General features: G+C 39.1%; 22 protein-coding genes and 1 riboswitch. Of the genes, 18 read left to right on the top strand and 4 right to left on the bottom strand.

Going from position 1 to position 20,127, the window contains the following annotated elements:
- Window positions 1–171: 171 nt before the first annotated feature.
- Together MKZ02_RS11130 and MKZ02_RS11135 are read right to left on the bottom strand one after the other, a co-directional pair.
- Window positions 172–456 (bottom strand): hypothetical protein, encoded by a 285-nt coding sequence (locus tag MKZ02_RS11130; protein WP_120032346.1) that lies wholly within the window; start codon window positions 454–456, stop codon window positions 172–174.
- A gap of 193 nt (window positions 457–649) precedes the next feature.
- Window positions 650–895 carry a DUF2164 domain-containing protein gene (locus tag MKZ02_RS11135; protein WP_340853566.1) on the bottom strand — a complete coding sequence of 82 codons (246 nt, stop codon included), beginning with the start codon at window positions 893–895 and terminating at the stop codon, window positions 650–652.
- Between the two features lie 433 nt (window positions 896–1,328).
- On the opposite strand from MKZ02_RS11135, the gene MKZ02_RS11140 reads away from it, so the two are divergent.
- From MKZ02_RS11140 to MKZ02_RS11150, 3 genes are all read left to right on the top strand, one after another.
- A complete protein-coding gene (locus MKZ02_RS11140; RefSeq protein WP_340853569.1) occupies window positions 1,329–1,466 on the top strand; it encodes a hypothetical protein in 138 nt (45 codons plus the stop codon).
- Between the two features lie 687 nt (window positions 1,467–2,153).
- On the top strand, window positions 2,154–2,702 hold the full coding sequence (locus tag MKZ02_RS11145; RefSeq protein ID WP_340853571.1) for a DUF402 domain-containing protein: 549 nt from the start codon (window positions 2,154–2,156) through the stop codon (window positions 2,700–2,702).
- Between the two features lie 284 nt (window positions 2,703–2,986).
- A riboswitch (cyclic di-GMP riboswitch) is annotated at window positions 2,987–3,070 on the top strand.
- Window positions 3,071–3,119: 49 nt separating this feature from the next.
- Window positions 3,120–3,431: a hypothetical protein gene (locus tag MKZ02_RS11150; protein ID WP_340853573.1), complete on the top strand. Its 312-nt coding sequence runs from the start codon at window positions 3,120–3,122 to the stop codon at window positions 3,429–3,431.
- Window positions 3,432–3,550: 119 nt separating this feature from the next.
- Here the strand turns inward: MKZ02_RS11150 and MKZ02_RS11155 are convergent, their stop codons facing one another.
- Window positions 3,551–4,123: a DUF6434 domain-containing protein gene (locus tag MKZ02_RS11155; RefSeq protein WP_340853575.1), complete on the bottom strand. Its 573-nt coding sequence runs from the start codon at window positions 4,121–4,123 to the stop codon at window positions 3,551–3,553.
- Window positions 4,124–4,741: 618 nt separating this feature from the next.
- On the opposite strand from MKZ02_RS11155, the gene MKZ02_RS11160 reads away from it, so the two are divergent.
- Window positions 4,742–5,869, top strand: a complete 1,128-nt coding sequence (locus tag MKZ02_RS11160) for an S-layer homology domain-containing protein (protein ID WP_340853577.1) — start codon at window positions 4,742–4,744, stop codon at window positions 5,867–5,869.
- 404 nt (window positions 5,870–6,273) lie between these two features.
- Here the strand turns inward: MKZ02_RS11160 and MKZ02_RS11165 are convergent, their stop codons facing one another.
- A complete protein-coding gene (locus MKZ02_RS11165; RefSeq protein ID WP_182916965.1) occupies window positions 6,274–6,435 on the bottom strand; it encodes a hypothetical protein in 162 nt (53 codons plus the stop codon).
- 520 nt (window positions 6,436–6,955) lie between these two features.
- Between MKZ02_RS11165 and MKZ02_RS11170 the strand changes: the two genes are divergently transcribed.
- The 14 genes from MKZ02_RS11170 to nadX all read left to right on the top strand — a co-directional run bounded on the left by MKZ02_RS11170 (window position 6,956) and on the right by nadX (window position 20,017).
- A complete protein-coding gene (locus tag MKZ02_RS11170; protein ID WP_340853580.1) occupies window positions 6,956–7,168 on the top strand; it encodes a cysteine-rich CWC family protein in 213 nt (70 codons plus the stop codon).
- A gap of 256 nt (window positions 7,169–7,424) precedes the next feature.
- Window positions 7,425–7,850 (top strand): SRPBCC family protein, encoded by a 426-nt coding sequence (locus MKZ02_RS11175; protein ID WP_340853582.1) that lies wholly within the window; start codon window positions 7,425–7,427, stop codon window positions 7,848–7,850.
- Between the two features lies 1 nt (window position 7,851).
- Complete coding sequence (locus tag MKZ02_RS11180) at window positions 7,852–8,187, top strand: ArsR/SmtB family transcription factor (protein ID WP_120032330.1); 336 nt, start codon at window positions 7,852–7,854, stop codon at window positions 8,185–8,187.
- Window positions 8,188–8,479: 292 nt separating this feature from the next.
- Window positions 8,480–9,082: a DedA family protein gene (locus MKZ02_RS11185; protein WP_340853584.1), complete on the top strand. Its 603-nt coding sequence runs from the start codon at window positions 8,480–8,482 to the stop codon at window positions 9,080–9,082.
- Window positions 9,083–9,206: 124 nt separating this feature from the next.
- Window positions 9,207–9,659 carry a GNAT family N-acetyltransferase gene (locus tag MKZ02_RS11190; protein ID WP_120032326.1) on the top strand — a complete coding sequence of 151 codons (453 nt, stop codon included), beginning with the start codon at window positions 9,207–9,209 and terminating at the stop codon, window positions 9,657–9,659.
- Between the two features lie 398 nt (window positions 9,660–10,057).
- Window positions 10,058–10,879, top strand: a complete 822-nt coding sequence (locus MKZ02_RS11195) for an alpha/beta fold hydrolase (protein WP_340853587.1) — start codon at window positions 10,058–10,060, stop codon at window positions 10,877–10,879.
- Between the two features lie 116 nt (window positions 10,880–10,995).
- Window positions 10,996–11,784 carry an IclR family transcriptional regulator gene (locus tag MKZ02_RS11200; protein WP_120032322.1) on the top strand — a complete coding sequence of 263 codons (789 nt, stop codon included), beginning with the start codon at window positions 10,996–10,998 and terminating at the stop codon, window positions 11,782–11,784.
- 278 nt (window positions 11,785–12,062) lie between these two features.
- Complete coding sequence (locus tag MKZ02_RS11205) at window positions 12,063–13,343, top strand: MFS transporter (RefSeq protein WP_340853590.1); 1,281 nt, start codon at window positions 12,063–12,065, stop codon at window positions 13,341–13,343.
- Window positions 13,344–13,604: 261 nt separating this feature from the next.
- Entirely contained in the window at window positions 13,605–14,141 is a 537-nt protein-coding gene (locus tag MKZ02_RS11210; protein WP_120032319.1) for a cupin domain-containing protein, read from the top strand.
- Between the two features lie 138 nt (window positions 14,142–14,279).
- Entirely contained in the window at window positions 14,280–15,194 is a 915-nt protein-coding gene (locus tag MKZ02_RS11215; RefSeq protein ID WP_340853593.1) for a VOC family protein, read from the top strand.
- A 25-nt stretch (window positions 15,195–15,219) separates the two neighbouring features.
- On the top strand, window positions 15,220–16,011 hold the full coding sequence (locus MKZ02_RS11220; RefSeq protein ID WP_340853595.1) for an SDR family oxidoreductase: 792 nt from the start codon (window positions 15,220–15,222) through the stop codon (window positions 16,009–16,011).
- Between the two features lie 25 nt (window positions 16,012–16,036).
- A complete protein-coding gene (locus tag MKZ02_RS11225) occupies window positions 16,037–17,761 on the top strand; it encodes a thiamine pyrophosphate-binding protein (RefSeq protein WP_340853597.1) in 1,725 nt (574 codons plus the stop codon).
- 12 nt (window positions 17,762–17,773) lie between these two features.
- Window positions 17,774–19,219 carry an aldehyde dehydrogenase family protein gene (locus MKZ02_RS11230; RefSeq protein WP_340853599.1) on the top strand — a complete coding sequence of 482 codons (1,446 nt, stop codon included), beginning with the start codon at window positions 17,774–17,776 and terminating at the stop codon, window positions 19,217–19,219.
- A gap of 15 nt (window positions 19,220–19,234) precedes the next feature.
- On the top strand, window positions 19,235–20,017 hold the full coding sequence (nadX, locus tag MKZ02_RS11235; RefSeq protein ID WP_120032313.1) for an aspartate dehydrogenase: 783 nt from the start codon (window positions 19,235–19,237) through the stop codon (window positions 20,015–20,017).
- The last annotated feature ends 110 nt before the right edge of the window (window positions 20,018–20,127 follow it).

Below are 20,127 nucleotides of genomic sequence, written 5' to 3' on the forward strand. Positions count from 1 at the left end.
TCCTCTAATCAATTGGAGTCATTCTCTTGATTAAATGAAGAGGGTTCTTAAGAATAGCATGAAAGAAAATAGAAGTCGGATAGTGAGAGGGGGAGGAAGGAGTTCAAGGAAAGTGACAATCAGGAGAGTCACTTTCTCAAGCTTAACAAATAAACGACAGCAAAAGGCGCATTACTCACGTCTAACTTTTTTTAGATAGGAAAGAACGCTCGTTTTTAAAGAAGCGTAAGAACCTATTGCTGCATAACCATAGAACCAACCCATAAATAATCCTGCGGTGAGATGGCCATTGTGGCTGATAAAGATAGATATAAGCAAACCATTAAAAAGGGCTATAAGCGGAACGAGTGACTTAGGTGTGTGAAAGAACATTTTTATTAGCTGTGTTAGGATCATGACTACAGGCACTGCGATGACAGCATCCCAAAAGTTTGTATGCACGGTAGGGAAAACGATAACCAATACACCACCTTCCAGTAGTAGTATGGCTGGCTTTTCTGTTATTTATCCGAACAAAGCCAGGCAAACCTAGCCGCTTCTATATAGGAGTCATGAAGAATCGAAAGCCGTAACTGGTTTAAGGATACAAGTGCAAAGAATACAATAAAAGAGTGAATTGTAGTAAATTCACTCTCAGAGTGACTAGCTTTCAGCGTTTTATGGGCCGCTCTAACGTTAAGATTTCATCTTCCAATGAAGAAAATTGTTGCTCAATGATATGCTTTGCATCGGAGATGGCGGCATTATAGAAATGCGGAGCCAACAATTCCTTAACGAAATCCAACACCCTTTCTGCGGCGAACTCAGATATCTCCTCATCTCTTTCCTGTAGAAAGAAATCTTGAATGTCAGCAATCATTAATTCCTTTTGTTCTTTTGTAATTTTCATAAACAAATCAATCACTCCTTTGAAGGCATGTTACTGTAACTATACAGGTGAAGCCTAAGAAATTACAGTCTATATTTTTATGGCCAATTATGTACAGAATGGATTGTCTGGCGAGCAAATCATTTTCTAAAGAATAGTCAATGATACATGTTTTACGGAGGGTGCTTATAAGCTTCACAACAATTGATTTCTCTCTGCTGCTATCTATGTATTCACTACTGTCAGCGGATAGAAACCACACACGAAAGACATGCAGCCATTTGTATCTTCTCTTTTTTCTATTTGAAGAAATTCGTCGAAATTTTTTTTGTAATACCCCCTTCACTTTGTAAGCGCTTTCCATTATAGTGAAATTAGAAGAAGTTTTGTATGCAGCTTGGTGGGCATATGACAATGAATTTATTATGGGTGAAGAATGCTATAAAGAGGAGGGAGAACAATGATGAGAAAAAATAATTTAACACTGTCTAATTTTGTTCATAAAGACCAATTTGATTTAAACGCTTATCTTGTCTACCTGTTTCATAAATTTTATAACGATGTTCCACAGGCATTCAAAGGCAAAATAAAAGAATGACGACGAAGCTTTCATTCGTTTGACGTCTCTTTTGTCTATCATAGCTGAGTGCTTCATGAAAAATTGCTTGATCGATCATGTCACATTGGAAAAGTTGAAAAGAGAGAAAAGCTTTCTGTAAAAGTCTTCGGTGTGAATCAGTCTGTGTGAGTCTTTCTTCTTTGGGTTTTCCGATGGATGGGTCTGTTTTAATCATCAATTATTTTCTGTGCAAATTTGAAACATTTCCTCGTTCGCTGACGCATTCGCTGCTTTACGCTTTAATTTAAAAGTAATCATGCCATTCATTCAGTTTTCTATCCTCTCTTTCGAACACTTCCAATGTATTTCTGCGATTAGATACTTACAAGAAAGTATGAGCAGAAGATCATTTCTTTTTTATTCGTCCCTTTAGAAAGTACAACTCTCTACACGGAAGGAGTCGTTCAATTTAAAATCGCGGGTCCGTTTGATTGGAAAGCGTCAGTTAACATGGTTTCACAATAAAGCCTAAAGCCTTCTAAAGGAAATAAGGAAGGCTTTAGGCTTTTCATTCTTCTTAATTTCTTACTGCTCATTCTCTTCCTCGTTGTTCTTCGGTCTTTGTAAATCTGAAGCGAAATGGATAAAAATTGCTGCTTTTTGATGATACAATGGACCAGAACATAGGTCTGATCAAGAGCATGAGATAGAAGGAGAAACTAAACGATGATTCATCTAAATACATCCATTAATCAATATGCTAATAAAATAATAGAAAGAAAGATACGATATGATTTCACCATTGTTGAACATGTTTGCAAACTATTGAAGGCGCAAGATCAAAAAATCGTCCTTTTTCATAAAATAAAGGAGTCGTTTACAATGACGGCAGAGAAAACATCATTAACGATTCCTAAGGGCAGCTATACGATTGCTTACTATTGGAAAGATCGACCGTACAATGCGTATGTTTGGAGGGATGGCGAGGGAAATTACTTAGGTTCTTACTTTAACATTGTCAAGAACACACAGATAACCGGTCAAATCCTCTCTTTTGAAGACTTGATCATTGATGTCCTGGCTCTTCCAAATGGAAGCTGTTTCGTTCTAGATGAGGATGAGTTGTCTGAGCCGCTGGATCAATTCGAGAAAGGTACGGTTCAGCAGGCTCTACACTCATTAATGAATACTCTGGACGTCTTATTGCCTGAAATTATTTTAGAAACAGAACAGGTATACAAACATGAGGAACTTTTTTATTGGTTAAAGGATTAAGCAACCGTTATCAGTTAAACAGAGCAATAAGAAAAAGCATTTGATTAACTAATCAGATGCTTTTTTTCATCAGCAAGAGAAAGAAAGAGGAGTCGTTTATAAGCAATAAAGTATACATAAATTTCCTTTTGAAAAATAAATTATATCGAGAGAAGGTAAATTTATATCAGAGCAATAAAATGGTAATTAATTGCGCCATAAGGTATATTGACTCAGGGTATAATTTCCTATATTCTTCTTATGATATTGTGATCGCTTTATTGGTAGTTTGATAAAGTGATTCCTAATGATAAAGGCAAACTTATCGAAAGGTAAGGACGCAAAGCCGCGGGTCTAAGATTTTTAATTATGATAGCCGGGCTGCCAAAGGGGAAAATGATGGTCCTATTTGGTGAATCCAATTAAAGGTAGGGACTAATGATGCAAAATGAAGAGTTAAGAACGAGCATTAAAAGATTTTACAGCCTGATGGAAAGTTATTCGGATACTCCTGATTCAGCATTTGATTTTATTGTTTTTTTACGATCTTTTCTACGGATAAAATCTCCGTTGCCTTTGCCGACAACAGAGATAATGACGGTTCTTAAAGTTAACAAACCAGCTGTATTTTTTTCTTTAAGAGAAATGTCAAAGCGAAATGATATCCTTGAGTTTTTAACTGCGTTATCCATGGATTTTGAAAAAGCAGAGAAAAAGCTGCAAGATTTGTTAAAGAATAAACCTGTCTAGTTCAACCGCCAGCATTCTTGCTGGTTTTTTTTATGCGATAAAGATACTGTGGAACCGACGTGTCTCAAGAAAAGACAAGCAGACTATGATGCGCTTATTAGCCGTAAGCGTCCCAACGTTTAACGGTTAGAAATATACTTATTACTCCCGGGAAGCTTTTTAATATCATTCCAAGCGTTAACCGCGTCTTTATGACTTTTTGTTTTATTTTTTGGATCAGCGAAGAAGTCGCGGATAAATTGGTTATATTCAAATTGGGGGGCAATTTGTTTCTTATATGGTGAGTCTTTCTTGCACTCTTCTTCCTCGTGCCAAGCCTTTACCACATCACGATATGTTTTTCCTATATTATTTTTAAAGTAATGTTGAATATATGTAGAAAAACGGAACTTCGGACTAATCGCTGACTTGAAAAAAGCTCTAACGTCTTGGCTGCAGCGATGGTTTTCGGTAATGACCGTATCCAAACTTAACGATCTTTGTTTGTTGGGGTTTGAGCGAACCGTTAGTTTTCTGAGCGGCTTCTCTACTTTCCCCGTCTCAAGAAACATTTCAATTCTAGCTGAAAGTTCTATTTTCGAACCGGATGCGCTTATCCCATTCTCTCTGCAGCATAATCGCAATTCTTCCTTCAGCCAATAAAAATTTTTAAAATCTTGACTAGTTATATATCTTGTAAGACCAGGCCTCATCATTACACCTCCGTATACTTATTCCAGTTTAGAACAAACGTTCTTTTTTATCAATCCAATTATGGATAAAAATGTGAATGACTAACAAACATTAGCAAAACCGCTAGGTATCAACATGTTTTTTAAACCACCGCACGATGATGTAAAAGAAAAGTCATTCTGATGAAGAGATCATTTATTGGGCAGAAAGTGTGCAAAAATAAAAAACACCGACTGCTAGGATAGACTTTCAGGTTGATCATTACTATAAGAAAGCCACATGAAGTGAGTGCCATATTCATTTGAACAAAGGTAAATCATGTTTTCATACGGTTCTTCTATAAAGGCGCACAGAGGGAATTTGAGATATGAAAGGATAATTTCACCATTTTTTGTAAGCGGCGGATCACTTTGATTAGCTAGATAACTAACAAAAAAGACAGCCTAGCTATTGATTATATGAGCTGAAGAACAACTAGGTATTTCCTACTACCCATAAGGTGGTTTTTTTATTGAATTATATCCTTTTTGTGGAAATAAATATTTTTCAATAAAAGTAAAAAATTATATTGTAATTTTTGTTAGAAAGCTATAATATAAGTCTCAATCACAGAAACTATTAGAAGCGAGGATAAAAATTTGAAGTCATTTAAGATTTTACCAATTTTAGGATTGTCATTTGGATTATTGTTTTCTTCAAGTGCTTCAGCGGCTATAAAGCCTGTAGAGCGCTATGATATTTCGGACGTCGGTCCAAACCATCGGTTTTATGATTCAATTGAACGGTTTGTTTACTCTGATATTGTTGATGGATACGTCGAGTCCGAAACAATTGAAGAAGATGGCGAAATATACGATTACTCGTACATAAGTATTCGTCCAGAGGAAAAAATTAACCGCGCACAGTTCACAAAGATTTTAGTAAGTGCTTTATCTTTGAAGACTGGAACGAATGTAAAAGAATTCCCTGATGTGAAAGCTTCTAAATGGTATTATGAGCCGGTGCGTATCGCAAGTAGCCATGGGATCGTTGCTGGTGGATCTAATGGAAAGTTTAACCCGGATGCGCATATTACGCGTGACCAAATGGCAGCAATGATTTACCGGGCATTCAGCAATACAGTGGCTTTTAAAGCACCAACGAAGACATTTAAAGATGTCCCGCCTACAAACTTTGCTTATGAGGCGATTGTAAAATCTGCTGCAAACGGGATTATTCAAGGATACGGTGATACATTTAAGCCCCATGATTTAGCTACCCGAGGCCAAGCGATTGCTATGATTGACCGGGCGCTTCATCAAGAAGCGGGGAGCGAGGCCGATCAAACAGCAATCAAGACAGTTGTGAATCGCAACGTTCAAGAAGAAATGCGATTAATGAAAGAGCAAAATACAGCCGGGCTTAAAGCTCTTTATCAGGATACAGCGACAGGCTATTATTTATCGGAATCGCTTGACACGGTAGAATTACCGGGTGACATAGAGGATATGGGAGGCACTTTTACTATTGAGCAAATTGGCACTCATGAGATCAATCCTGTAACTGTCAATAAACGCTTTGCAAAAGTTCGGATGGATAATCTAAAGTATAAAGTATCATTCTCGTCACCAGATTTATCTTTCAGTATGAACGTGGATGCTTCAGGAACGGCTTATTTGAAAAAAGGCATGGACGGAAAATGGAAGATTTATAATCTTGTGCTAGATAATGAAGACATTCAAGATGATTGGGAAGCGGAGATTTCCGCAGCAGCCAATGCTTCCTAATTATACTTGTTAAAGTAGATAAAATAAAAAAGCAAATGGGTCATTAACACCCGTTTGCTTTTTTTATTTAGCATATTTCATAAAGAATGCGAATGAATCAATTAAATCATACTATTTCATGTCAGTAGAGAAAAGATCAATTGTACGGTAGATGAGATTATATGAAGAATTGGACTTTACACTGAAGAAGAAAGAGCATCAATCGACTCTTTTCTTGGCAAGAATACCCTTCATTTATCTGTAGTGCATAAGGGAGTGCTAAAGAATAATCATAGAGTGCGTCTATGAAAGGTTATAAAGGTGGGGAACTGCCATAAGAGGTAGTAAGAATTAAGGGTGTTTATATAAGTTGAAAAAAATAAAAAGTAACAAAACCTTTTGTGCAGAAGAACGGGGAAAGGAACTTAAGAATAATAATCAGTATTTTCATAATTAATAACAGAACATAGCAATAGAATATCTTGATGAATCTCTTTTCGGATAGCTTCTTTTGGGCAATCGTAATACTCATCTATTAATTTGCCTAGTTCTTTGATAAATATTACCAATTCTGAATCAGAAAGCATGCAAAAACCTCCTTTAAGCGACATTATAACTGCGTCTATATTACCATTTGTTTTAGGAGGAAGACAAGTTAAAGAGTGTAAGTAGACCTATTTGAAGTAAGAAGGGGGCTGGTTAAGAAAAAGAGCACTAGGAAGGTAAACGGTTAATTCTTTCTTTGTTCTTGACATCGTAGTCTTCGGTAATCTGGTTGCATCATTTTATACTTGTCATGAAGCATATCCCTTGGTTCATAGCATTTATTGAACCAGATCGTCAATCAACCGCTTTATCCTTTTCTCTATTTTTATGTTGTTGTCCGGCTATTAAGGTTGCAAGAGATTGAATCGATTCTTACAACAGGCCAATGTCTCTTCAAATAGCAACGCCAGAGCCAGAATAAAGACAATTAATTGGTTTCAGAGTGTGAACAGAACGGCCGGTCATCTGGGGCTAAACTGATCTGTAGTAGTTTCTCGAGTTTGCAAGCGTTTTTTTGATAAACTATCTATAAGACGGAACATAAATACGGGAGGGATAAATATGGCTGAGAAAGTGATTGCAGGCGAGTGCTGTCCCATTTGTAGCAGGGACAATAACTGTTGTCATTCGATGGATAAATCTTTAGGGGAATGCTGGTGCAGTGAGGAGTCTTTTCCAAAAGAAATCTTTGACCTGGTGCCTGTCGAACAATTAAGAAAAACATGTATTTGTAAAAAATGTTTGGACCGTTTTAAAGAGGAAGGTTTGCTTTAGAAGAGGGCATTGATCATATGTGCTGTTTTTCCCTCCATTTACTGTGGGATAAGTTGGCTTTCAAGGCTTGTTTGGCTTAGTGGCGACTTTAATATCTCCTTCGATTTCATTAGCGGCTGAAGGAAAAATACGAACAGTTGATCAACGATTCTTCTGTAGGTCATTAAAATATTTCATAAAAAACAGTTGAAATAACACCTAATAGTGTTAAGATTTTTATGACACTATTAGGTGTTATAAAAATGGAGGTGCCATAATGAAAGCTCAAGAATCATTACCGGAAATCAGAAAAACTATCGTCCTCAATGCTTCAATTGAAACAGTTTGGAAGGCCGTTTCTACGTCGGAAGGCATGGCCTCATGGTGGATGCCAAGTAATTTTGAACCTATTTTAGGACGCGAATTCGTCCTGTATGCCGGCCAATTTGGCGACTCGCCCTGTAAAGTAACTGAACTTGATCCCCCTCATCGTGTTGGATTTGATTGGGGGAAAGACTGGCATCTTGCTTTTGAATTAAAAGAGGCAGAAGGAGGAAAAACAGAGTTTACGTTAATTCACTCTGGATGGAATGCCGAACAAGTGACAGAGTTCGGACAGCCGCATTCAGTGATTCGTGCGGTTATGGATGATGGCTGGGAAAAAATCGTAAACGAAAAGCTTCCTTCCTATATTGAGGCTTAAAATGTATTCTCCTGAACCTAAGCATGATATATTTCAAGCGATTGCAGATCCAACTCGCCGTAATCTGTTAAAATTACTGGCAAATAAAGAAATGTCTATTGCAGCGATTACAGAATGCTTCCCTATAAGCCGCACAGCTGTTAATAAACATCTGCAGGTGCTTTTTGAAGCCAGGCTTGTCAGCAGTCGAAAGGTCGGACGGGAAAAGCGTTATAAGCTTGAAGCAGAACCGTTGGTTGAGTTAAAAGACTGGCTTGCCTTTTTTGAACAGTATTGGGATGAAAAGCTGCACGCTCTGAAAAGATATGTAGAGGAACATAATGATCAAACGTGGTAAAAAGATAGGATATATAAGTTAATGTGTTCTATGTTCATCTTTCGTTCAGTCAGAATTAGAGAAATCAGAAGGGCATTGCTTTAAGTATGATGTATACAGTGATCTAAGTAATTAGCGGAGAGGCAGGGAGCTAACATAATACTTTAGCAAGAAATGGAGAGGTGATCTTTCAGCTTCTTTCTATAGGATTTTATTAAATTATAGAGGTGAATTATTTTATTGATGGAAAGATTCTTGATAAACTAACTATGCAAATTAGCGAGAGAATAGAGGATATCCAGAGGAGAACAGCATGGAAAATTGGTTGATTGGAATCATGAATGAATATGGTTATATGGGAATTGTTCTTTTAATTGCTCTTGAAAATATCTTTCCTCCCATACCGTCAGAAGTCATCTTAACGTTTGGAGGCTTTATGACGACTACTTCTGAGCTAAGCATTACGGGTGTGATCATTTCCTCAACGGTAGGTTCAGTTATCGGGGCCCTAGTTCTGTATTTTATTGGCTTGCAGCTTAATGTCCCAAGATTGGAGAAAATCGTTAATAAATGGGGTCATATCCTTAGAGTTACGACTAAAGACGTACATAGAGCAGATGCCTGGTTTGACAAGTATGGAGCATGGACGGTTTTCTTTTGCCGCTTTGTTCCGTTGATTCGCAGTTTGATTTCTATTCCTGCTGGCATGTCAAACATGAATATTGGATTATTTCTTCTCTTTACTACCCTAGGGACACTGATTTGGAATACGGTTCTTGTAAACTTGGGAGCGTCCGTCGGGGCTTCCTGGGAAGTCATCGTACAGAATATCGGAATTTATTCTAAAGTCATCTATGTTTTGTTGTTTTTGCTCCTTGTTTTTTGCTTATTCATTGTTATAAAAAGAAAAAGATAACCACCTAATATCCAAAATAAAAAAGTCAACAAAAAATGTTGCCTTTTTTATTTTACAGAAGACAGTTGATGAGCAAGAATTGGTAGAGTAAAAGAAGAGACTAGTTTTATGAGAGGAGAAGAAGATGAAAGTTAGAAAATTGAATCAAGATGAAAGACCTCCTATGGATTTATTATTGCTAGCAGACCCTTCTCAAGAAAACGTGGAGGAATACATGGAAAGAGGAGAATGTTTTGTTGCTGAAGATAATAAACAAGTAATTGGCGTATATGTGCTATTGCCTACAAGACCGCACACGATAGAGCTAGTGAATGTGGCAGTTGTCGAGGAGCAGCACGGCAAAGGGATAGGGAAACAACTAGTTAGGCATGCGATTGAACTTGCTAAGAAGAGACGATTTAAAACAATCGAAATTGGCACTGGAAATTCAAGTATCGGCCAATTAGCTCTTTATCAAAAATGCGGGTTTAGGATTGTCGGAGTGGATAAAGATTTTTTTATTCGACATTATTCAGAGGAAATTTTTGAAAATGGGATACAGTGCAGGGATATGATCCGCTTATCTCAAGATTTATAAAAAATGGTCTCTCCCCAACGTTATGCTTTCTTATTCTCTCGCTTATTCGGTTGATTATCTCTAACCACACAGTGAGGGGAGGATGAGAGAGCATGACATGTTAATAAGCTGCTCTGAAAGTGGATGAATGGCTAATATGGAACAGCGAAAAGAAAGTCCCTCATTCGTCAGCTGAATTAAATAATTTATTTCTAAATAAATTGAATCATGTACATAGAACGTTAAATAGCTTTTCTACAATCAAATATAAGTAGGAAGCAAAATAAACAACGTTATTATTTTTCTATAAAAAGCCGATAAAAGTCAGAAAGTTCTGTTGACTTATAAGGGAGATCATTTATTATTAAGTTATGAAACAATGTTTTACTTATAAAACAAATGTAAGGTGGGAGAGACATATGCCATTTGTACAAGTTAATGATTTAGCGATCCATTATGAAGTGAAAGGAGAAGGAAACCCTTTGATTATTCTCCATGGAATGGGGAATAACTCACAGTCGTGGAAAAAGCAGTTAGAGGGGTTAAGTAAACAATACACCGTCATTGCGTGGGATGCACCAGGGTATGGAAAGAGTGATGATCCAGAAGAAGAACTGAAGGAATTTAGTGAATTTGCTGATGTGTTGAAGGGGTTCATTGAAAGTTTAAATTATGAATCTGTTACGCTGTTGGGGCATTCGATGGGTTCGGCTATTGCTCTTAATTTCTGCCATCGTTTTCCGCATATGGTCGATGCCCTGATTATTGCTGATGCAACCAGAGGATCGGTCGGTGGATCGGAAGAAGAAAACGAAAAGAAATTAGCCAATCGTATAAACAATATTGAGAAGTTAGATCCAAAGGAAATTGCGAGGCAAAGAGTAAAAGTGTTGCTTGCACCTCATCCCAAACCAGAAGTACAGAAAGAAGCAGAAAGAATTATGTCACAAGTCAGGCCGATGGGGTATCGTTCAGTGGCCTATTCACTTTATCATTTGAATGACCTGGAGTTCCTTTCATCCATTTCTGTGCCTACATCTATTATTTGCGGAGAATTAGATAAGGTAACACCGGTAAGTGAATCACAATTTTTTTATGATCACCTTCCAAACTCAAGCTTTACTATTATTCCTGAGACAGGGCATCTATGCTATCAGGAAGATCCAGAGAGTTTTAATGCTGCTGTTCTTCAATTTCTTGACAGTTTGAAAGAGAGTAAAGAAAATGTTCTCAAGCAGTAATTGCTTTATGAGTAATTCGCTTTTCTAGTTGAAATTTATGAAAATAATGGTGATAATTGGACTGACCATTTTTAATAATAAATAGAATTAGTAGGTTTTAGAGGAGGTGAGTGAGTTTGGCAAAAAGTGAAAAGGAACGTTACAATGCAAACGCATTAGTAAGAGGGTTGGAAATTCTAAAGTTGTTTAATGAAGATCATCCTACATTGTCTTTAGTAGAGATTGCACGGGAACTTGAAGTTAGTCGTACGGTCCCTTATCGATTATTATATACCCTTCAATCACTTGGATATCTTTATCAAGACGAAAATACCAAACGGTACAGTTTGACACCGAAGGTTTTAGAGCTGGGTTTTGCTTATTTAAATAGTTTAAAGCTTCCAGAAATTGCACAGCCTTATTTGGAAAGCTTAAGAGATGAAACAGGGGCTTCTTGCCATTTGTCTATATTGGATGGCGATGAAGTTGTCTATGTAGGGAGTGCACCTGTACGAGGAGTGTCTGCTATTAATGTGAATATCGGATTGAGGCTTCCTGCTCATGCAACGGCAAACGGAAAATTGTTGCTTGCTTATCAACCGCAAGACAAATTAAATCAAATGTTATATGGCTCTCAACTAAAACCATATACGGAGCGAACACAAACAGATCTTATCGGTTTGCAGCAGGAATTAGAAATGATCCGTAAACAAGGCTATTCAATTACTAAAGGAGAACTTCATCAAGGCATTCAATCAGTAGCTGCGCCTATTTTTGAACGCGGTGGGAAAGTAATGGCTGCGATGAACGTAGTAGCAACAGATGTAAAGTTTCATGATGAGTTTATTGAGAAAGTGGCCCTTCCGAAAGTTTTGGAGATTTCCAGAACGCTATCCGGCTTCATGGGATATCCTTTCAAAAATTAAATAGTTAAAATAAAAAAGCTTGCCCGTTTCGAGCTTTTTTATTTTGTTTATTATATAAAACATATTTTCTGAAATAAAACAAAAGTTAAAAAACTTATTGACACAATTTTCGAAAAAAATTAATATTAAATTATAAAGAAACGTTGTTTTGTATATAAAACAATGAATTTTTAAAATTAAGGGAAGGTGGCAGAATAGCGAGGCGGATGTAAGAGGAAGTAGTCATAAAACGAATTGTAAGCGTATTCACTGAAAACAAACTTTAAGGAGGTTGCTACATGTTAAAAGGGAATAAAAGGTGGCTTTATATTGCGGTACCTATCTTTTTCTTTTGGTTTTTTGGTCAGATTGATAAGTTGGGAATCTCTATCATACAAACAGATCCAGACTTTTTAAACGATCTTGGTATGAACGGTCCCGATAAGAATGCGAAGATTGGGTTTATCACTTTTATTTTTACCATCGCTTACGCCGTGTCGAATTTATTTTGGGGAGTGATCATTGATAAGCTAGGAGCCAGGAAAACAGCTATAATGGGGCTTTTTATTTGGACCCTTACAATGGTATTTGCAGGATTAGCCACCACTTATGAAATGTTCATCGCTAGCCGTATTGTTCTTGGTTTAGGGGAAGGAATGATGATTCCTGTATGCGGGAAGTTTATCTCGAGCTGGTTTAATGAGCGCGAGCTTGGCCGTGCCCAATCCTCCTGGCTTGCAGGTAACTATTTAGGACCTGCGTGTGGGGCAGTCATCTTAACTTTAGTTATTGCTTCTTTTCATTGGCAAGCAGCCTTTTTCACATTAGCAGCCTTTAATCTACTCATTGTTATTCCAATGTTTGTGTTCCTAACGAGAGATACTCCAGAAGAACACCCGCGACTTGAAAAAAGCGAATTGTCGTATATTCGTCAGAAGAGCGGAAATGAAGCAGCTAAGCCAAAACAAAGTTTTGTCCAAGACTACCGCTATTGGATCGTTTGGTTTGGCATGCTGATGTCTTCATTTTTATTTTTTGGAATTAGCATTTGGCTTCCTACGTATTTAGTTGAAGCAAAAAGCTTTTCAAGGGAAGCAATGACAGGTATTACTTCTTTATCGTGGCTATTTGCTCTTGGATTTGTATTGATCAATGGATTTTTGGCTGATAAAACAAAACGACCGAGCTTGCTTGCTACAATTTTATTTAGCATGACGGCAATATTTTTAACAGCAGCAATATTCGCTTCTAATCCAGTCATCGCTGGTGTATGCATGGGATTGGCGATGGGAACTCAAGGAGGCGTCTTTCATTTAAGTAATTTATTTATCGTGAAATTCTCTACACCTGAAACCGCTGGACGAGCTGCTGGATTGATGGGCTTTACTAACATTCTTGGGGGATTTTCGAGTTATATTATGGGGTGGATGCGTGATGCATCTGGAGGCGACTTTGGGCCTTCAATCGTCATGTTAATTGTTTCTGCTTCTCTTGGATTCATTGCTTACTTATTTACATTAAGGAAAGAGGCAGAAGAAGTTCGTGCCGAAAATACGCCTCCCAATGGAGTCGTAATTTGATCATCAGAAATCTTATTTAACAACAAAATATTCTAAATAACTATTTTCCTATACAGGCTTATCAGGAGTTTGATCATTCTACTTTTCGAGATAAAACTCCTTTTCTTTATGATTTAGTAATACTTAATATAAAACATTGTTTCATATACGAAATATTCTCAATATTTTTTATTGACAATCACTTTAATGCGGGTTACGATTGTTTTATAGCAAAACATAGTTTTGTATATAAAACAAATACATTAAAAGGAGTGTTTTTTTATGACAAACGAAAAATTTTCTTTAGAAGAGTTTGAAAGAAAATATGTCGCAAGATTGGAAGATCGAACGCTGGATTGGAATGTATTGAAGTTCCAGGAAGAGATTGATCCATCTTATAGAAGAGCACAGATGAGATATATTGGCCGCGGAGCGACAGCGAATAACGATGCAAATGTCATTGCTGCAGAACATTTCACTTTGAGCACAATGGTTCTACCTCCTGGCTGTGTCGGTCCGTTACATCTGCACGACGACGTTGAAGAAGTATTCTTCATTTTAAAAGGAAATGTGAAAGCGCTTATTCAAACAGACAGCAATAGTGAAGTACATGAAATTCCTTTGAAAGAAAGAGACTGTATCAGCAGTCCTCCTGGGGTATACCGCGGCATTCGTAACGATGGGGATGAAGAAGCTTTAATGCTAGTCATGCTTGGAGCGGTTAAGCCAAACTTACCGACTTACCCGGAAGGAAGTGCGTTGGAGGAATTACGTAAACAACGCGCAAAAGAAAGAGAAGCCATTATTAACGGAAAATAAGCGGAACGGAAAACTGCTTTAAGAAAAGAAATGCCTGTGCATTTAAAGTTTTATCAATTTTTTGACAAGGATGATCTTTATAGCTACCTTTTGATCATCCTTGTTGGTTCATTTAAAAGGAATAACGGGGGTGTCATTATGCTAGGAATTACTCACTTGCGGCACATCAGTTTAATTACTCCAGTGCTGAAAGAGCAGTCTGATTTTTACGAGAATATTTGGGGATTGGATAAGGTAACTCAAGATGATCAGTCAGCCTATTTTAGAGGAGCCGGTCCCGAGCATCACATTTTGAGTTTACATGCCGGTGAAAAAAGAGGGCTTCATCATATTGCTTTTGGAATGGTCGATAAACACGCAGTTGACCATGCAGCTGAGATATTGACTAAGAAAGGCGTAACCATTGTTTCACCTCCTGGCTATTTAGATGAAGAGGGAAAAGGATACGGCCTACGCTTTGTCGATCCGGAAAATCGCTGCATTGAATTGTCCGCATGGGTGGAAGTTCACACATCCATTTGGAATAAGAAAAATGTCGATCCAGTCAAGCTGAACCACGTCGTTATGAATACGGCAGACCTTGATATGATTACTGACTTTTACACAGAAGTGCTGGGTTTTAAAGTGACAGACTGGAGCGAACATCAAATGTCGTTCCTGCGCTGCAATCGCAAACATCATTCCATTGCATTTAATCAAGATAAGCATGCTTCTGTGAATCATATTGCCTATGAAGTAGATAGCGTAGATGAAGTGATGAGAGGAATCAGCAACGTAAGAAAAGCGGGCTACCAAGAATTGTGGGGGCCAGGACGCCACGGACCGGGTGACAACATTTTCTGTTATTTCCAGGACCCAGCGAAGTTTGTTATGGAGTATACCTGTTATTTAGAAACGATTGAAGATGAAAATGAGTGGAAGGCACGAGTGTGGAAACGTGTTCCTCATTTAATGGACCAATGGGGGATTGCCGGTCCACCGAAACCGGAAGCCCGGGCAGCCATGGGTGGAGAGCCAGACCAAGGATGGGTAAATGCAAAGTCACTCCGGTAAATAGGATAGTGAAAGGGGGAGTATCATGGATTTGGGTTTGAATGGAAAAGTCGCTGTCATTATGGGAGGGACATCTGGTGTCGGTTTAAAAACGGCAGAAATGTTCCTTCAGGAAGGAGCTAAAGTAGCAATCTGCGGAAGGAATCAGGAGAGGAAAGAAAAAGCGTATAATCATCTCTTAAAATACGGTCCATCAGATTCGATTTATGCTGCAACATGTGATGTGACAGATAAAGAAGAGGTTACTGGGTTTATTGATAATACAGCTGCTTATTTTAGAGGCATTGATATTCTCGTAAATGCAGCGGGGCAAAGTGTTATGGGTCACTTCTTCGACATTACCGATGAGCAGTGGCAGCAGCAAATTCAATTAAAATATTTCGCTATTATTTATGCAGTTCGGGCGGTTCATCCATACCTCGTCAAGCGAGGGGGAGGAAGGATTATAAATATTAATGCAACGTTAGCGAAGGAGCCGGAAAAACATATGATTGCGACAGCAGCAACGAGGGCTGGATTGTTAAACTTAAGCAAGACTTTGTCGCAAGAACTTGCTTCGGACAACATTTTAGTCAATTCCGTAAGCTTAGGGCTAATCCGCACAGATCAGTGGGAGAGAAGAAGAAAACTGAATGCTCCTGATATGAAAGCAGAAGATTATTATGCTGACTTAGCCAAAAAACGAAATATTCCATTGGGACGCGTAGGAGAAGCAGAAGAAGTAGCAAGTGTCATTTTATTTTTGGCTTCGAGACAGGCAAGTTATGTATCGGGATCAACAATTGAAACGGCGGGAGCGCTCGGGAAAGCGCTTTAATTAAAGGTAAAGGCAGGAGTCGATTATGAGCCAACGAGAGCAATTGGGAATAGAGACGGCAGAATATCAGCAAGATCAGCCGGAATTTACTGCGGCAGATGCCGTAGTGCAGGAACTTGTTCGTGCAGGTGTGGATACAGCATTCGGGATTGTCAGCATTCATAATATGCCAATATATGATGCCATTCTTCGTGAAGGAAGCATTCGCCTGGTTTGTTCGCGCGGGGAAAGCGGAGCCGCGAATATGGCAGATGGATATGCGAGAGCAACTGGCAAATTAGGCGTTGTCATTACTAGCACGGGAACAGGAGCTGGAAATGCAGCGGGCTCTTTAATTGAAGCATGGGCTGCTGGCGTGCCTGTTCTTCATTTAACAGGTGAAGTTGCCTCCCCTTATTTAGGCACAGGCAGAGGCTATATTCATGAATGTAAAGATCAGCTGTCCATGATGGAAGGGGTCTCCAAAAAAGCGCTCCGGTTAAGAAAGCCAGAGCAAGCGTCTGCTATTGCCAGACAAGCGATTTACGAGGCTTTGGCTGCTCCATCAGGACCAGTAACACTTGAAATCCCCATTGATTTTCAATCTGCGATTATACCTAATCATTCTATTGAAGAAGTTAGAATATTAACTCCAGAAAATAATAAAATTCCATATTTTCCCGAAGAGGTGTTGGCAAAAATCAGTCAATCTCGCCGGCCAGTGATTTGGGCAGGAGGAGGCGTTATTAACTCCGGTGCTTCCAAGGAAGTGCAAAAGTTAGCAGAAATGATGGGGGCGGCTGTGGTGACGAGCCAGTCCGGAAAAGGCAGCATTCCTGAGGATCACCCTCAATGTATCGGACATTTTGCTGCAAATCCGCTAACAAAAAAGCTAATAGAAGAGTCAGACTTAGTCATTAGCGTCGGTGTCAGATTCCGTGGGAACGAAACATCCAATTGGAAAATTTCCGTTCCAAAAGAACATATATCTATTGATGCTGACTGGCAGGCAATGAACCGCAACTATGAGGCTTCCTATGGACTTGTAGGAGATGCCAAACTAATTTTGAAAAAGGTTATTGACGATTTATCTCAAGCCGCAATCGTTCCTGATTCAGCTTATTTGGCTGAGGTAGAGTTAGTGCGTAATGAACTTCGCGCTCAGTTGAGAGCAACACTTGGTCCTTATGAACAATTTTTGGATGGAATGCGCAAGGTGCTTCCGCGTGACACAATTTTAGTTCGAGATGTCACTGTACAAGCAAATGTATGGGGGAGCCGCTTATTTGAAATTTATGAACCGAGGACATCCATTCATGCATCCGGTGGCGGAATTGGCCAGGGACTGCCAACAGCGATTGGGGCACAAATGGGCTGTAAAGATCGTCCGGTTGTCTTAATGGCAGGTGACGGCGGGTTCATGGTAAATGTAGGTGAAATGGTAACCGCCGCCCAAGAAAATCTCCCGATTATTGTCATTTTGTTTGATGATGCTGGGTACGGAGTACTCCGGAATATCCAGGAGGCTGCTTACGGGCGTCAAGTTGCTGTTGATCTATTAAGTCCTGATTTTGTACAGTTGGCGCAATCGATGGGATTTGATGCCTCCCGAATTGGTTCCGGTGATGAATTTGAAGTTGCTTTGAAAAAAGCAATGAATAGACAAAAACCAACGATGATCGTTGTAGATATGGAAGCGGTAGGACCGATGGCGAAACCATTTGGTGGGCCTCCCGGTGCAGCAGAAGCATTCAAACCTAAAAAATTATAAGGAGGGATGATAATGATTTCAACATATCCATTTGTTTCAGGTAAATATTTAATTGGCGGAGAATGGATTCAAGCCGAAAAGACAGCGGATGTTATTAATCCAGCTAATCTAAACGAGGTTATAGGCGAAGTTGCTTTATGTTCCCAAACACAAGTAGATGAAGCGATTGAAACAGCAGAAAGAGCATACAAGAGCTGGTCAAAAAGTGAAGTAGAAGACCGGGCAAAGCGCATGCATGAAGCAGCGAAAGAACTGGAACATATAGTTGAAGAAAATGTTACTTTATTCGTACGTGAGAATGGCAAGGCATTAATAGAAGCAAAAAAAGATTTGCTTCGCTGTGTAGATATTATGAATGAAGCGGCGGATGAATTGCTTAACTGGTGGAAGCCTTTATCATGGCCAGGAAGTCAAAAAGTGCTAATCCGCAAGCGATCAAGAGGAGTAACAGCCGTGATTTCTCCTTGGAATTCTCCGATGATTTTGACATTTAAACGGGTCATTCCGGCCATTCTGACAGGCAATACTGTCGTAGTAAAGCCAGCGACAAATTGTCCGTTAACAATTATGACGTTCTTAAACGTAGTAGCTTCTCATTTCCCGGCAGGAGTCGTTAACATAGTCACTGGTTCCGGCAGTGTCATAGGTGACGCTATTTGTACGGATCCTCGCGTGCGAACAGTGGCTTTCGTTGGCAGCACAGAAACTGGAAAAAATATTATGCGCGCTGCCTCGGGAACAGTAAAAAAACTTTATATGGAGCTCGGCGGCAATGATGCAGCAATCATTCTCCCTGATGCAGAATTAAATGAAGCAGCCATCACACGCCTTCGCTTTGGCATTCTTCGGGCAGCTGGTCAAGTGTGTTCCGCTATTAAACGAGTATATGTTCATGAGTCAAGATATGAAGAATTAATTGAAAAGCTAAAGAAAGAGTTTCAAAGAATCAGAGTAGGTAACGGGATTCAGCCTGATGTGGATATGGGCCCTCTCAATAATAAGTCTCAATACGATTACGTGAAAGGGCTCATCGAACGAGCTCAAAATTCAGGAGCGAAAGTTATTACAGCGGGCCAGCAGCTCGATCCGGAAACCTGGGACCAGGGATACTTTATTTTACCTTCCATTGTGACTGGAGTTGATCAAACAAGCGAGATCGTTCAGGCAGAGCAGTTTGGCCCTGTTATCCCTGTGCTCACATTTTCGAATATAGAAGAAGTTATTCAATTGGCAAATGATAGCGAATTCGGTTTAAGAGCATCTGTTTGGACAGAGAACGAATCACTGGCGATCGAAATAGCTGACCAATTAGAAGCTGGAGCGGTATTTCATAATAATCATACCGTTTTCCAAGATCTTCATTTGGATTTTCCTGGTTTAAAAGAAAGTGGATTATCTCGTGAAACGAGACATTGCGGATTAGAGCTCTTTGCAGATTCATACGGTTTAGCCAATTAAGAGAGGGGATGCGAGATGAAATTAGCATTAATTGGCGGGGGAAATATCGGTACATTTCTTCTTCAAAGTATTAATATTGAAGAAACCCTTCCTGGGACGAGAATCGTTGGTCTTTATACACGGAATGAACAATCAGCCAAGAGCCTGGCTTCTGAATTTAAAACAGAATCTTTTGCTGATATGGAATCCCTTCTGCGGTCGGATGCAGATGTAGTTATCGAAGCGGCTAACGTTCAAGTAGTGAAAGATTATGCAGCAGCTATTCTGAAAAGCGGAAAAGATTTAGTACTAAGTAGCGTTGGAGCTTTGGCAAGTCTGACTTTTTACAAAGAATTAGAACAGATTTGCCAAGAAAAAGGGACGAGGATTCATCTGCCATCAGGAGCCATCGGCGGACTAGATGTGTTGAAGGCAGCGAAATCGATTGGGGAGTTGCAATCTGTTTCTATCATTACCAGAAAGCCCCCACATGCCTTGCCAGGCGCCCCTTTAGATAAAGAGCAGTTGTTATTTGATGGATCGGCCGCAGAAGCTATTGAGTTATTTCCCAAAAACATAAATGTTTCTATTATTTTGTCTCTGGCAGGGCTAGGTTCGGATAAAACCGGTGTGAAAATTATTTCTGACCCGGCGGCAAAGAAAAACAATCATCAAATAGAAGCGATGGGGTCCTTTGGAAAATTGACGCTTCAAGTAGAAAATGATCCGATGCCCAATAATCCGAAAACGAGCTATTTGGCAGCGTTAAGTGTATTAGCCGTTTTGAAAAGTAAAGATGCGCTTATTCAAGTGGGCTAATAACTGAAAGACTTCAGTATTTAAAGATACATGCAGGGGAAACCCGAAAGATGTTTTGGTAAATTCTCCTGCCTAAATGAGTCCGCATCAATTCAGAAACGAGGGGGAAT

It is taken from the genome of Pseudobacillus sp. FSL P4-0506 (assembly GCF_038003025.1).
In the GTDB taxonomy this organism is placed as follows: domain Bacteria; phylum Bacillota; class Bacilli; order Bacillales; family Domibacillaceae; genus Pseudobacillus.